The following is a 14954-nucleotide window of genomic DNA, read 5'->3' as shown; positions in this document are numbered from 1 at the left end:
CCATTATACTCCGCCAATCGTTAAAACAGCCCACATGCGGGGATGGTAAACAAACGTTGGTTTGTGCTATCGGTGAACAGATGAATGCGTTCAAGCATAAAGAGCTGTATACAACAGGCTGATGATCCGATAACGCCCGATAAGCAAACAAAAAAAACCCCTCAAGATGAGGGGCAAGGTTACCATCGCTTTATAGTTATAATCCGTTCAATAGCGAGGGGGCTTAGCCAAAGTCCCCATTCACATAGCCGCGAGTGCGATCGTCTCTCGGCTCATTAAAGATATTCTGAGTTTCATCGTGTTCCACCAGCTCTCCCATCAGGAAGAAGGCCGTGCGATCGGAAATACGACGAGCCTGCTGCATGGAGTGCGTCACAATGACGATGGTGTAGTTCTTCTTCAGCTCTTCCATCAGCTCTTCAATTTTGTGGGTCGCAATCGGGTCCAGCGCGGACGTCGGTTCATCCATCAGGATCACGTCAGGCTGCATCGCGATAGTACGAGCAATACACAAACGTTGCTGCTGCCCACCAGACAGACCAAACGCATGCGACTTAAGACGATCTTTTACTTCATCCCACAGCGCCGCACCGCGTAGCGAGCTTTCAACCACTTCATCAATGTGTTTTTTATCTTTGATACCCTGCGCACGCAGGCCGTAAGCAACGTTTTCATAAATGCTCATCGGGAATGGGTTTGGCTTTTGGAACACCATACCAACGCGAATGCGTAAATCCGCGACATCGATATTGCCATACACGTCGTCGCCGTCCATGGTCAGCTTACCGGTAATTTTAACCCCTTCAATCAGGTCATTCATGCGGTTAAGACAACGCAGTAGCGTCGATTTACCACAGCCGGACGGGCCGATCAGCGCCGTTACCTGACGAGTCGGGATTGGCAGGTTGATCGATTTCAGTGCCTGGTTTTCACCGTAAAACAGGTTCAGGTTTTCAATGTTGAATTTGTTCATTGTGTTATCTCTTCAATTCTGTCAGTCGTAGTACACGAGTAAATTACGGATTAGTAAGTCGCCGTATTGAATCGCTTGGCGATCAATTTGGTAATCATGTTGATGAGCAACACGACGACAATCAGGACCGTTGCTGTACCGTAAGCCTGGTTCCACTCTTCAACAGTGAACAGCTCGGTAGTCAGCTTGTAAAGGTGAACCGTCAGGGTACGCCCGGAATCCATTAATGAATCCGGAATACGTGCCACCATGCCTGCGGTCAGAAAGACCGGAGCCGATTCACCGATCACCCGACCGATACTCAGAATGACTGAAGTCAGAATACCTGGCATTGCGCTTGGCAAAATCAAACGCCAGATAGTATAGATTTTAGAAGCACCAAGGCCGTAGGAGCCTTCACGATAGGTTTGCGGTACAGACATCAACGCTTCTTCTGTGGTACGGATAATGACGGGCAGAATCAGAATACTCAGCGTCAGCGCGCCCGACAGAATTGAAAAGCCCAGCCCCAGAATCGCAACGAAGAAAGTCATACCAAACAGACCGAAAATAATCGATGGGATACCGGCCAGAGATTCAGTACAGAAACGAATCACCTTAACCAGGCGACTGCCGACTTTGGCATATTCGGTCAGGTAAATAGCCGTCATAATACCGAGCGGAGCGGCCACAGCGATAGAGGCCACTACCATATAAATGGTTGAGACGATCATCGGGAAGATACCATGCTCTTCCCCGGTACGAGTGTAATTGTCGCTGATGAAATTCCAGTCCACGTGCTGCAGGCCGTTAGACAGAATGTACCAGATGATCCAGAACAGAAAACCAACGGTCAGTGCCGCCGCAATCCAGATCAAGCTGCGCAGTACGTTATCTTTAAATTCACGCGCTTGTTTCAGTTTTACACGATCCATGGGGATTACCTCGCTTTCTCGCGGTTCAGGTACAGCAATGCCGCATTGAGCATCATGATAAACACCAGCAATACCACGCCGGTGGCATACAGCGCATTGGCGTGAACACCGCTCGCGTATGACATTTCGATCGCAATGTTCGCGGTCAGGGTACGCGCAGAATCAAGGATGCCCTGCGGCATCGCCGGCGCATTCCCCATCACCATGATGATCGCCATGGTTTCACCCAGAGCACGACCAATGCCCAGAATCACGCCGGTCATAATCCCTGAACGAGCAGCAGGCACAAGCAACTTAAAAATGGTGTAGATATTCGATGCGCCCAGCGCCAGAGAACCTTCTTTATAAGTTTTCGGCACGGCACGAATGGATGTTTCAGAAACGGTAATCACGGTTGGCAGGATCATCACACCCAGCACAATAATACCGGCCAGAATGGTGTTACCGGCAGGGACCTGGAAGATGTTCTGAATCAGAGGAACAATGATAACCAGACCAAAGAAGCCGTAAACCACCGAAGGAATACCTGCCAGCAGCTCTACCGCCGGGCGAATGATGTCCGCGACACGTTTAGGAGCAATCTCAGCGATAAAAATAGCGGTCAGGACACCAATTGGCACCCCGACAATCACGGCACCAAAGGTAGAGACAACGGAGGCGACAATCATGGTCGCCACGCCGTACAGTGCCGGTGGCAGCCAGTTTTGGCCCAGAACGATACCGGATACACCGGCTTCCTGAAATGCGGGAATACTTTCCCGGATGATAAAATAAGCAATAATCGCCAGAGAGACGATACCGATGACGGCACTGGTTAAGAACAAACCGTGGAAAATGCGCTCTCTCCAGTCGATACGCTTTTTCTCACGCAAAGTGCGTTTGGATAGCTGTGTCGATTCACTGTTCATAAGCTGATCACTATTTGTCGCGATGGTCATATTCATCTCACTTGTCGAGCGAGTCGATGTGGATTGAAAACGCTCAGCCCTAAGCAAGCGGGCTGAGCAAACTACTGATTGGTTGTAACGGAATATCTTACTTCACAGAGATGTAGTGGTGAGAACCTACGATTTCCTGTGCTTCATCAGTCAGCATCCAATCCAGGAATTTCTGAGTCTCTGCTGAAGGCTGGCCTTTCTTGTACAGAACCAGGAATGGACGAGCTACTTTGTAAGAACCGCTCTTCACATTGTCAACACTGGCATTCACACCGTCGATTGCCAGAGCGTGTACTGAGTTGTCAACCGTACCCAGAGAGATGTAGCCGATTGCGTATGGGTTAGAAGCAACCATAGTTTTCAGGCCACCGTTACCGTTTGCAACCTGAGCTCGCTGAGAAATCGCAGACACAGTTTTACCAGAAACTTTCATTTTCAGTTCCATGATTTCTTCAAATGCGCCGCGAGTACCTGATGCTGTGTCACGAGTGATAGCAACGATTGGTTTGTCTTCGCCACCCACTTCTTTCCAGTTAGAGACTTCACCTTTATAAATAGCTGAAACTTGTTCAGCGGTCAGGCCTTTCACTTTGTTGCTTGGGTTAACCACAACCGCGATACCATCGCGAGCAATGACTTCTTCAACCAGGTTTGATTCTTTTTCAGAATCTTTCAGGTTACGAGAAGACATGCCGATATCTGCGCTGCCGTTCTTCGCAGCTTTAATACCCGCTGAAGAACCCGGGCCTTGTACTTCAATAAACACGTCTGAATTCTTTTTCATGTATGTTTCAGAGAAAACTTCCATCAGTGGTGTTACGCTGCTCGAGCCAACTGCAGAGATGGTCTCTTTTGCTGAAACTGGATTTACTGCCAGAGCACCTAGCAGAGCGATTGCACCGATTACTGTCTTTTTCATCACAATTTCCTTTAGTGGCTTTATTGCCGTTGTGTGTCACTTGAACGAGTGTCACTTTAGGCCGCGAATATGACAATTATGTTTCAATAAATTGAACAGTGCATGACAGAGTGTCATACCGGCAACCAAGGTAATTCAGCACCACAGTTAACTTCGTTAGCAAAACCAATCACTTAATAAGTGAATTCTGATGCAGCCCGCTTTTATTGATCTTGTGACAAAATCAACAACATTCCGCTGTTGAAACTAAGACCAAAAGGAATAAGTCAGATGACTTTTCTATTAAATCCCTATTGATATCTTGTAGTTAGCCGATATCATCAGCGAATTATTTTAATAATCAAAATAACATCCTAGTTAAGTGTTAATTCATTTTTATCTCATATTTCAGAAGAGGAATTTCAATGCGCCAGCTACTCAGCGGTTTGTCGATTAAACTGCAGGTGGTGGTACCGGTATTTATGACAATGCTGTTACTCATCTCCGGCATTATATACAGCACATCCACCCTTAAAGATGCGTTTCGTGACATGACCCAATCAACCGAAGCGCTGATCAATCACAAAGACGAAGTGACTAAAATCATAGACAATACATATGCAATGCGCATCAGTGCTATCTATAGCTTATTCAAGCCGGAAGAAGTCAAAGTCCTGTCATCCGTATTAAAACAGCGTCAGAGTGACAACCTGGCTCACCTGCAGTCGATTGGCACTATTCCTGAACTGAACGAAGAAGTGCAACAGCTGAAAAACGCGATGCAGGAGTATGTGGATTACTCAATTAAAACCATGATTCCCCTGCTTAACGTCAAACATCGCCAGCAGTCTTCAGCCGCATTTGACGCCGAATATACGCGGGCGATGGATGTGTATCGTGATCAAGGTGCTGTCATGATCAAAGCCATTGATGCCCTGTCAAAAGAGCTTAATCGTTTAGCGCTCGAAAAAGTCCATCTGAGCGAGGAACACAATCACAGTGTGATGAACATGTCGATAACCGGCCTGATTTTTGTTCTGCTGTTTGCCGCGGCGTTCGCATGGTATCTGGCCGGCGTTATCGTCACCCCGATTCAAAAGCTGCAGAGTGTGGTGCGTGAAGTTGCACAAGGCAACCTGTTAGTAAACGCAGACGAAGACGGTGATAACGAAGTGACGCTGCTGGCACGCGATATCAACAGTACCGTGACTCAGTTGCGCAGCACGGTCGGCGCACTGGTACGCATCAGTGATGACGTGGCCTCTTCGGCAACGGAACTGGCTGCGGTAATGACGCAGTCCAGCGTGAACTCCGATCAGGAAAAACAGGAAGTCGAGCAAGTTGCTTCAGCGGTAAACCAGATGGAGATTGCCGCCAGCACCGTGACCGATAATGCGACTCAGGCCGATCAGGCCGCTAAGAGTGCCAACCAGCAGGCACAAAGCAGTATGGCCATGTTTGAACAGAGCAACCGTGCTAACGCGCTGATGGCTGACAAACTGGGTGATGCAGCCAACGTGGTGAACAACCTGAAAGAGCAGTCCGAAAAAATCGGCAAAGTGATTGAAGTGATTCAGGGCATATCTGAACAGACTAACCTACTGGCGCTGAATGCAGCCATCGAGGCTGCGCGTGCCGGCGAAAGCGGACGCGGCTTTGCCGTGGTTGCCGACGAAGTGCGTATGCTGGCAGCTCGAACCCAGGATTCGACGAAAGAAATCCAGGCCATTATTGAAGACCTGCAGGATCAATCCGGTATCGCCAACGACAGCATGAACTCCAGCCTGAAAATGCTGGAAGAGAACCAATCTCTGTCAGCACAGGTCAGCGGTGCACTGCAAGCGATTAACCAGGCAATCGCAGAACTGAGTGCGCTCAATACCCAGGTTGCATCAGCGTCTGAAGAGCAAAATCAGGTTACCTCAGATATTAACCGTAACCTGGGCAATATTTATGACCTGGTGAGCCAGAATGTCACCGGCATTACCCAATCAGCCACCGCCAGCCAGGAACTATCCGCCCTGGCCGAACAGCAGAAACAGCAGTTGGATTATTTTAAGGTATAGAAATACCCGCTTTCACTCAAAAATAATCAGGCCGCCCCTGCAAAGGGCGGCCTGATTATTTACCGATAACACTGACTAATTGTTAAACCAACCGGCTTGACTGAACAGTCATTACTCGCCGTCATCAACCTTAGGGGCAACTTTCTTTTTCGGAATAAAGACCGAATCACCGACTGCCACATGATCATAGAAACCTTTATCGCGTTTGACCGGTTTCTTCGCGACTTTCTTCGCCTGAGGTTTCGCTTTCGCGTTGCGTGCCGTAACCTTGTCATTCTGTGCCTGACGCGGTTTCAACCCTTTAAACTTACCTTGCAGGCCTTCCAGCACATCAAACTGAAGATCCTGTTGCAAAAAGGCCTCAACCCGCTTAAAGCTGTCCCAGTCTTTCGGCCCGACCAGAGAAACTGCATCGCCTTTATTGCCGGCACGACCGGTACGACCAACCCTGTGTACATACTCTTCCGTATGTTTAGGCATATCAAAGTTAATCACGTGGGTGACGTTCGCGATATCCAGACCGCGCGAAGCAACATCGGTGGTCACCAGAATCTTAAATACCGCACGCTCAAACTGACTCATGATGGTATTGCGCTGCGTCTGATTCAGGTTACCGCTCAGTGCCACCGCTTTGAGTTTTTGCTCATTCAACTTGGCCGTCAGGCGCTCGGTATCGTTACGGGTCGCAGTAAAAATAATGACCTGACGATAATCGGCATCACTGAGCACACGTTCCAGTAACGCCTCTTTGTGATCAAGATGATCACACAGATAAAAACGTTGGGTAATATCTTTGTGCTGTTCGTTGGCACCACCAATGGCAATGCGCTTCGGCTCATTCAGCATTTCATACGCAATGTCATTCACCTGAGCATGATCCAACGTCGCAGAGAACATCAGGGTCTGGCGGCGACGGTGCTTTGCCACGTTGTGGATATGACGCAACTGAGGAGCAAACCCCAGATCCAGCATGCGGTCCGCTTCATCGAGGATCAGGGTGTCCAGACCTTCCAGAAACAGTGAACGATGCTCAAGGTGGTCAGCGAGACGTCCGGGAGTCGCTACGATGAATTTCGGGCCACGGCGCAGTGCCTTAACCTGGTCATTGAAGTTTTCACCACCGGTAATAAGGGTCGCGGTATAGCTCAGTCCCGACAGCACTGAACGCAGTTCACTGTACACTTGCTTGGCAAGTTCACGGGTAGGTACCAGAATCAAACCACGCGGATCGCGAGCAGACAATGCCTTGGTTTTTAATGCTTTATGCAGCATCGGCAACAAAAAGGCTAGCGTTTTACCCGAACCCGTTTTGGATGAAGCCAGAAGATCTTTTCCGGCTATAGCAACAGGAATAGCCTGCTGTTGGATTTGGGTCGCCTGCTTGAAATCATAATGTGCCAGTGTTTTCAGTAAGCGATTATCTAAACCTAAGTCTTTGAACTGCAAAGGATTCTCCAATATCGTTATCAAGCCTTGCGCCGCAAGGCAGGGGTCAAAATTAAAAACGCGGTATGATAACGCGAATAGAACATCAATAGATAGAGATCACACAAAATAATCTGGTTTTCATTACGGTTAAGCCTCTCCTGCCTTCATTAGAGCCCCCATAAACCTTCATCAAAACAAGGATAAAGCTCTCAAAGCCTTATACGTTAAGGCTTGTGTGATTCCCATCTATACTTAATTTAGCCCAAAATCGGCCTTTAGATAATGAAGCAAAGCAAGACTCAGCTTGAGATGAAGGTCAATTATTTGATTAATTGGTAAAAATTTGGATTATTTTGACTTTTTCCCGGTAGTCGAAGGCTAAAATAGTGTCTACACTTTAATTCGTCACTATATGGGCAAAAATGTATAGGGCGTTTTTGATAAATGTAAACAAGGAGTTCAGCATGAACAAAATGTTAATCGCAGCTGCAGCGTCATCTGTACTAGTACTGGCTGGCTGTGCATCAGGTCCAGACGAAGCAACCTCTTCTAAACTGGATCAACTTAGCAACCAAGTAAGCGATCTGAGCAATCAAGTATCTTCTCTGCAAAACAGCCAATCTCAAATGATGTCTAAGCTGAATGCAACTTCTGATGCTGCGATGTCAGCTCAGGAAGAAGCTGCACGTGCAAACGAGCGCATTGACAATATCGCACAGTCTTACACCAAGTAAGCCTTTGTAGAATTGAAAAAAGAGCCTCTGATGAGGCTCTTTTTTTATGTCTGCATTCAGCGCTAACTTGTTGACTGTGACAAAACATCTGACTAAATGGCCAGCGGCAACACGGCGACAAATGATAAACGTGTTCAACGGCAGAAAAACAGTGCTCAGTTGACCTCGGCAGTTTCCGTCTTCAGGTCCGGTGCGACCACTTCAACCGGTACCCCGTTTTGAGCCAGAATCACTGCGCGCGCTTTTGTGTCAGATTTATTGAATTCATCCATCCACCATTTCAGCTCCATTGGCATCGCCAGAGATTTCTTACTGCCGTCGCTGCGGGTCAGTGGTTCATGCGCTTCGACAAACACGCTGCGATCCGGTTCCAGTGCCACTTTGACCGGCTCGTCGATGACACGTACTTTTTCGCCGCGATCAACCTGCTGGAATAACCATTCAATGTCTTTCGGCTCCATACGAATACAGCCTGAGCTGACGCGCAATCCAATGCCAAAATCTTTGTTAGTACCATGGATCAGATATTCACCATGCCCATAACCAAGACGCAAGGCGTATTCACCCAATGGGTTATCCGGGCCGGCCGGCACGACTGCGGGCAGTTCGATCCCTTTCTTACGGTATTCCTGGCGAATATTTTCAGTTGGCGTCCAGGTCGGAGCCGGACGTTTCTGACTGATCACAGTTTGCATTTCTGGCGTGTCACGCCCGATCCGGCCAATACCGACCGGGAAAATATGGACTTTGCCTGAGTCAGGCTCGAAATAGTACAAACGCAATTCGGCCAGATTAACCACAATGCCTTCGTAAGGAACATCCGGTAAAATCACCTGGGAGGGAATGGTCAGGACATAGCCTTCCTGCGGCAAAAACGGGTCAACCCCTTTGTTGGCGGCCATCAGAGCCAGGAAACCCACATCATAGTGCTTGGCAATATTGGCCAGTGTCTCCCCTTTCTCAATCACATGGTATTGAGTATGGCCGACCATGCTGCTGCCTTCATGGGGCAAATCGTAAGTCGCAGCCCACGCACTGGTTGCAAAACTGGTGGTCAATGCTCCCCACAGCAATAACTTACGTAACATGATCGCTATTATCCTTCGCTTCTTTATATATGCGTAAGGTTACTTCTCTTTCCGCTTTGTGATCAACTATTGGCTGCGGATATAACAGAGAGTTAACACCGGACCAGAGCCATGGCGCGTGAATATACTTTTCCGGCACCTGATTGAGCTCTTCGACCCACTGGCGAATAAAGCGTCCTTGCGGATCAAACTTTTCACTCTGGGTCACAGGGTTGAAGATACGAAAGTAGGGCTGTCCATCGCAACCGGTAGAAGCACACCACTGCCAGCCACCATTATTGGCTGCATAATCACCATCAATAAGCTGTTGCATAAAGTAGCGCTCACCCCAGCGCCAGTCGATGTGTAGATCTTTGGTCAGAAAACTGGCGACAATCATGCGCAGCCGATTATGCATCCAACCAGTCTGGTTGAGCTGACGCATCGCAGCATCAACAATCGGATAGCCGGTTTTGCCTTCACACCAACGGCGGAATTTCTCCTCATCCTGCCACCATTCCAGGCGGGCGCCCCAATCGAGAAAATCTTTGCTCTTCGACAGACGTGGTTCAAACACCAATAAGTGCTGGTAAAACTCACGCCAAATCAGTTCACTGAGCCAGGTCTGCGCCCCTTCCGACAACGCGCCCATATCAGATTCTGCATACAGACGAGCAATACACTGACGAGCCGACAGGGCGCCGATCGCCAGATAAGGGGAAAGCGTACTGGTGGCCGCGCGAGCAGGAAAATCCCTCAATTGCTTGTAATCCGTCACCTGCTCCTGACAAAACGCGCGCAGGCGTTGACGCAAATCATCAAATTCAACCGGCCAGTCGCTGCTGTCCACTCGCGGGTGAGAAAAAGGCTGCGTGTCATCCCATACCAACGCGCTAAGATAGGCATCCAGCTCCCAACACGCGGCTTTAACCGGTGACTCAATTCTAGGCGGAGAGAAACGTGTTAGCCAGGCACGCTTAAACGGCGTGAACACTTTGAAATAAGCCCCCTGCTTATTGAGCACGCTGCCGGGCGCCAGAACGCATTTATCGTGTTCCGAGTGCCAGTCAATTCCTTTCGCCGTCAGCAATTCAGCAGCCAGAGCATCACGCTGCTGTTCATTGAGCTCATAATCTCGATTCACCAGCACCTGGCCCGCATCGAGTTGCTGCGCTATGTCGGCAACACACTCAGCAGCCTGGTTAAAGTCATCGACTTCTTTATACAGCAGCGGAATGTTCAGCGCCTGCAACTCGCGCTGCAACGCGAACAAGCGGCGGTAAATGAGATCGGCCTGAATCGGCGCCAAATCATGTTGCTGCCACTGGGCAGGCGTCGCAACAAACAGTGCACATACCGCTTCACCACTGCTGATCGCTTGATTAAGCGCGCCGTTATCTACCGAGCGTAAATCGCGACGTAACCACACCAGCTTCATATCGGTTCCTCTTCAAAACAGGCTTACTGTTGAGTCAGGGTTTGTAACACATCTGACAGAAATAACTGCTCGCCAAACCGGCTGACCAGTTGATGCAGCGTCTGAACCTGGTTCTCAGCCAGACTGCGATGAGAGAACAGCGCCACAGCGCTATATTGCGCCAGGAACTCATGCTCCTGCAGCCCCGTCATGTCCTCAACACCATCCAGGAAGGTGACGTTATAGCCTTGTTCGGCCCAGGTCAGCGCCCAAAGCCACGCCAGCACACTGCCCACAGGGTCGAAACTCACCACCAGGCAGCGCCCTTTATGCGCTGCTTTATTTTCCGATTCCATGATGCCCGACAATTTGGTCAGCATAATCGATTGCAAAAGACCTTTTTGCAGCGAGCGCAGCGGACCTTTTACCTTGTCGACCGCGTCAATCACCGGCAACAAGAACTGACGCTCGACGATATCAAGCGGATACTCTTTCATCACGGTCGAAATCACACTTTCAGCCTTACCACGATTGAGCTGCGCCAGTGCACTCAACAGGGCTTCACACTCTTCCAGTTCCGTTTGAGCCGCTGTCAGCTCACCCGGTTCAAGCAGCGCTCCCTGCAACAACTGGCTGACCTTTCCGATTGAGACACCTTTAAGCAGCCAGTTTTGAATTTGACGTATCGTCTGAATATCCAGGTCGGTGTACAAACGGTGTCCTTTCTCCGTGCGCTGGGGTTGCACCAGGTTGTAACGACGTTGCCAAGCTCTGAGCGTGACCGGTTTAACCCCGGTAATTTCTGAGACTTCGCGAATCGCGTACAACTTCTCTTCATAAGCCATAACGTAATTTCAACTCCTGAGGATGAGGATCCAGATAACGCTGTTTACTCAGGTACGCATCCGGATACATGGATAAATAGTGTTTAATCAGCGTCAGGGGTGCCAGCAGCGGCAAGGTGCCGAGACGATAATCATGGATCAGACCCGCCAGTTCTGATTTCTGCTCGGCATTCAGAGAGCGCTTGAAGTAGCCTTGCAGATGCATCAGTACATTCGTATGGTTTTTGCGGCTGGCACGATGTGACAGCGCCTGCATAAGGCCCAAGCGGTATTCACGCACAAACTCTTGCGGATCATGATGACTGACATTGGCCACCAGCCTGCCCAACGCCCGGTAAGAGAGCGGATGATGAGCCATAAGCGACAATTTATAGCGAGAGTGGAAGTCGACCACTTTGCCTGCGCTCGGCTTATCACCCATGCTCTGATAGAAATCATGCAGGCAGAACACCCGGGTAATAAAGTTTTCGCGCAATACAGGATCATTGAGCCGGCCATCTTCTTCAATCGGCAGCCAAGGCATCGCCTCTTTCAATTTCTGAGTGTAAAGTCCGACGCCCTCTTTTTCCGCGCCATGCTCTTTATACACTTTAACTTTCTCCATCCCGCAGGTAGGCGACTTGGCGCAGACAATGTATCCCCGTAGCTGCTCGTGCTGCAGCTCAGCAATTTTCTGCTCAGAATAGGCCAGCAGGCCAGCCGTGTGATCACGACTCGGGTCTTTGGTCTCAACCAGAGCGATACGCTCTTGATCCGAAATCAGCCGGATAGTCGGGCGGGGAACAGGTAATCCCATGCCTACCTCCGGACAAACCGCAACAAACTCAAAGTACGGAGCAAGCTCGTCGGTCACAAACCGGCTCTTTTTATGCCCAGAGTCAAAACGCACCCGCTCCCCCAGCACACAGGAGCTGATTCCGACTCGAATACCTTGCGATTCCATACTGGCCTCCAAATTGTACAATTAAAAACTTTGTATAAGATATAGCATAACTGCTAAAGGTTATACAAACAAATTTCTTGTACAAAAATTCGGTCTGATGTGTTTGCATCATCCCCGTTTCCATCCAGACAGCGCGGGTTGCCAGTTTGCAAATATCGCGGTTGAATCCTTCGATATAGAGCCAATCGATAGGCAGCAAATCGATTACGTTAGCACTTTCAACATAAATAGTTATCAAAGTAATTCATTCTCGATTACCAACACCATTTTGTGACCAACATCGCAAGGATCCTTGCTATTACTGATTAGTATTGCCACAACAAATCATTCATGAGTCAACAATATAGGTAATTACACTTTCACGATCGGTAACCACACCTTCATGTCAGTGAATTAATCTCAGTTGACGAAAGACTGTCCAACTTTGGAGAACAACAATGGCCACCCCACACATTAATGCCGAAACCGGTGATTTTGCAGAAACCGTGCTGATGCCAGGTGATCCCCTGCGTGCAGAATTCATCGCGCAAACCTATCTCGATGACGTAAAGAAGGTCTGCGATGTACGTAATATGTTTGGTTACACAGGCACTTACAAAGGTAAGAAAGTGTCGGTAATGGGACATGGTATGGGCATTCCGTCCTGCAGCATTTACGTGCATGAACTGATCGCAGAATTCGGCGTGAAAAACATCATTCGTATTGGTAGCTGTGGCGCGGTGCGTGATGATGTCAAACTGATGGATGTGGTCATTGGCATGGGCGCGTCGACCGATTCCAAAGTAAACCGCATTCGTTTCAGCGGTCATGATTTTGCCGCAATCGCCGACTACGACTTACTGGAAACGGCGGTTAATCAGGCGCGAGCTCAGAATGTTGCGATTAAAGTAGGGAACGTCTTTTCCGCCGACCTGTTCTATACCCCGGAACCTGAAATCTTTGAAAAGATGAAGAAACTGGGCATCCTGGGTGTAGATATGGAAGCGGCCGGCATCTACGGTGTGGCCGCCGAACTGGGCGCACGTGCACTGACTATTCTGACTGTATCCGATCATATCCTGCGCGGTGAAAAACTCAGCGCAGAGGATCGTCAGAAATCTTTCCATGACATGATGCAGGTCGCACTGGAAACGGCGATCAACATCTAAGGTAAATTCAACTTATCTCACCGCCACTGTAATTAACAGTGGCGGCTGACAAACTCCGAGGGGGCGATCGTGTCTTACGACCAATTACCGGTGGATGCGGATGGTCTGCAACTTAACTTTTGTAAAACATTGGCGTGTGACAACTTTGGATTAAGTGATGCTGAACGTTATATTCTGCAACGCGCAAACCCCAAGCGTCCTACCATGGTTTGTCGTGAATGTGGCGCCTTCCCCCCCTTACTTAACAATCGCGAAGTACTCAACGAGCTGCACCGTCTGCGCCAGTTGCACAGTGACGGCCTGCCCGCGTGTCGCCAGTCTGAGTGCGCTAATTTCGGCCTGTCGGTTCATACCCATAAGCACTTGTATCACGCTTTTGGTTACAGTGGTGATCGTCAGCGTTACCGCTGCAAAACCTGCCAGTCGACGTTTGTCGATAAATGGTCGGGAGCCAATCACAAACTCCAGGTGCAGGAAACCCTGCTCGGCCTGCTGTTTACTGGCTACTCAGTGCGCGAAATCTGCCGTAAATTAAACATTAATCCTAAAACCTTCTATGACCATGTCGACCACATCGCCAGTCGTTGCCGGCGCAAACTGGCCGTCATGGATGCACGCTGGATTAATCACACCGACAGCTATCAATTTGCGTCACGCTTTATGCCGCTGCAACCGCACAGTAATAATGGCGCGCTGTGGATAACGACCGGTGACGCTCGTAGCGGCTACATTTTGTGCCAACATGTCAATTACTCCGCCGATGAAGAGCCACAAGGCCCGGTGGATCACGACCCGTATGCCTTTCCGGCCCGGTTTGTGTCCCGTCAGCAGTCCGCTGAAGCCAGTCTGGAGAGTGAGCCGCCTTCTCCGCATCTGCGTCAACGTATCGATCAGAAATACCAAACCATTCTAGCCCGCACCAATGTGGAAGATCCGATGGGCAATCTGACCCGTTTTCAGTATCCATCCAAAGGTGCTTTGATTCACCCGCCGTATACTGCCTACGCGCACTATCTGCATTTGTTGGATATGTGTAATGAGAACAAGCGGATAACTCTCTATATGCCGCAGGATCCTCTGCTGCGCTCGGCAGCACTCAGCGTTTGTCTACCACGAATCAGAACCAACCGTGTGGATCTGATGTATGTGGAGGAAGACAGCCAGTGGATCAGCGGCCACACGTTTGAAAAAGTCGACATCGTACTTATGGGATGGTGGCGTGACCGCTGGGCAATCACTCATCAGCAATCAGGCAGCAAAGGCATCTGTTATCTGGCCGGCGATAACCCAGAGCCAACGTACTGGCTGGAGCAAGCCTCAATCCGCCAGATTGAATTTTATCAGCAGCGCTTCCAACTGCTGTTCGATGGCTTTATCAACGAGCCAAGACGCAAACTCAGACCGGGCGGGCTGCTGCCGTTACTGGACATTTTCCGTGCCTGGCATAACCTCTGTTATCAGGATAAACACGGCTTTACCGCGGCTCAAAACCTGGGCGTAACACAACACCCCCTTACATTAAAAGAACTTTTGTCCTAAACTTTCGGCGAATTCCCAAACGTAAATTTGTGAACTATGGTCAA

The 14954-nt window shown here is 49.4% G+C and carries 13 protein-coding genes; 4 read left to right on the top strand and 9 right to left on the bottom strand.

Going from position 1 to position 14954, the window contains the following annotated elements:
• Positions 1 to 223: 223 nt before the first annotated feature.
• The 4 genes from pstB to E6C74_RS05620 all read right to left on the bottom strand — a co-directional run bounded on the left by pstB (position 224) and on the right by E6C74_RS05620 (position 3744).
• Entirely contained in the window at positions 224 to 973 is a 750-nt protein-coding gene (pstB, locus tag E6C74_RS05635; protein ID WP_136483723.1) for a phosphate ABC transporter ATP-binding protein PstB, read from the bottom strand.
• 50 nt (positions 974 to 1023) lie between these two features.
• Complete coding sequence (pstA, locus tag E6C74_RS05630) at positions 1024 to 1887, bottom strand: phosphate ABC transporter permease PstA (protein WP_136483722.1); 864 nt, start codon at positions 1885 to 1887, stop codon at positions 1024 to 1026.
• A 5-nt stretch (positions 1888 to 1892) separates the two neighbouring features.
• Positions 1893 to 2825, bottom strand: a complete 933-nt coding sequence (gene pstC / locus E6C74_RS05625; protein ID WP_136483721.1) for a phosphate ABC transporter permease subunit PstC — start codon at positions 2823 to 2825, stop codon at positions 1893 to 1895.
• Positions 2826 to 2922: 97 nt separating this feature from the next.
• Positions 2923 to 3744: a phosphate ABC transporter substrate-binding protein gene (locus tag E6C74_RS05620; protein ID WP_136483720.1), complete on the bottom strand. Its 822-nt coding sequence runs from the start codon at positions 3742 to 3744 to the stop codon at positions 2923 to 2925.
• Between the two features lie 404 nt (positions 3745 to 4148).
• Between E6C74_RS05620 and E6C74_RS05615 the strand changes: the two genes are divergently transcribed.
• Positions 4149 to 5789, top strand: coding sequence for a methyl-accepting chemotaxis protein (locus E6C74_RS05615; protein WP_136483719.1), 1641 nt, complete (start codon positions 4149 to 4151; stop codon positions 5787 to 5789).
• A gap of 111 nt (positions 5790 to 5900) precedes the next feature.
• On the opposite strand, the gene E6C74_RS05610 is transcribed toward E6C74_RS05615, so the two are convergent.
• Entirely contained in the window at positions 5901 to 7235 is a 1335-nt protein-coding gene (locus E6C74_RS05610; RefSeq protein ID WP_136483718.1) for a DEAD/DEAH box helicase, read from the bottom strand.
• 446 nt (positions 7236 to 7681) lie between these two features.
• Here E6C74_RS05610 and E6C74_RS05605 point away from each other — a divergent pair, with 446 nt between their 5' ends.
• Positions 7682 to 7951, top strand: coding sequence for an Lpp/OprI family alanine-zipper lipoprotein (locus tag E6C74_RS05605; RefSeq protein WP_136483717.1), 270 nt, complete (start codon positions 7682 to 7684; stop codon positions 7949 to 7951).
• A gap of 155 nt (positions 7952 to 8106) precedes the next feature.
• On the opposite strand, the gene E6C74_RS05600 is transcribed toward E6C74_RS05605, so the two are convergent.
• The 4 genes from E6C74_RS05600 to E6C74_RS05585 are packed head-to-tail and all read right to left on the bottom strand — an operon-like array spanning position 8107 to position 12223.
• A complete protein-coding gene (locus tag E6C74_RS05600) occupies positions 8107 to 9039 on the bottom strand; it encodes a L,D-transpeptidase family protein (RefSeq protein WP_136483716.1) in 933 nt (310 codons plus the stop codon).
• The gene (gene phrB, locus E6C74_RS05595) at positions 9029 to 10456 is read right to left on the bottom strand and encodes a deoxyribodipyrimidine photo-lyase (protein WP_136483715.1); all 1428 of its coding nucleotides are present in this window, start codon (positions 10454 to 10456) and stop codon (positions 9029 to 9031) included. Before phrB ends, E6C74_RS05600 begins: the two co-directional genes overlap by 11 nt.
• 23 nt (positions 10457 to 10479) lie before the next feature.
• Positions 10480 to 11280 (bottom strand): MerR family transcriptional regulator, encoded by an 801-nt coding sequence (locus E6C74_RS05590; RefSeq protein ID WP_136483714.1) that lies wholly within the window; start codon positions 11278 to 11280, stop codon positions 10480 to 10482.
• A complete protein-coding gene (locus E6C74_RS05585) occupies positions 11270 to 12223 on the bottom strand; it encodes a DUF523 and DUF1722 domain-containing protein (RefSeq protein ID WP_136483713.1) in 954 nt (317 codons plus the stop codon). The genes E6C74_RS05590 and E6C74_RS05585 overlap by 11 nt, the downstream gene beginning before the upstream one ends.
• 437 nt (positions 12224 to 12660) lie before the next feature.
• On the opposite strand from E6C74_RS05585, the gene deoD reads away from it, so the two are divergent.
• Both deoD and E6C74_RS05575 read left to right on the top strand, forming a co-directional pair.
• Complete coding sequence (deoD, locus tag E6C74_RS05580; RefSeq protein ID WP_136483712.1) at positions 12661 to 13371, top strand: purine-nucleoside phosphorylase; 711 nt, start codon at positions 12661 to 12663, stop codon at positions 13369 to 13371.
• A gap of 69 nt (positions 13372 to 13440) precedes the next feature.
• A complete protein-coding gene (locus tag E6C74_RS05575; RefSeq protein ID WP_136483711.1) occupies positions 13441 to 14910 on the top strand; it encodes an IS1 family transposase in 1470 nt (489 codons plus the stop codon).
• Positions 14911 to 14954: the final 44 nt, after the last annotated feature.

Origin of the sequence: Vibrio sp. H11 (assembly GCF_004804295.1) — a bacterium.
GTDB classification, from domain to species: domain Bacteria; phylum Pseudomonadota; class Gammaproteobacteria; order Enterobacterales; family Vibrionaceae; genus Vibrio; species Vibrio ostreae.
Note: the sequence above shows the minus strand (reverse complement) of the source record. Positions and strands in the feature narration are given on the sequence as shown.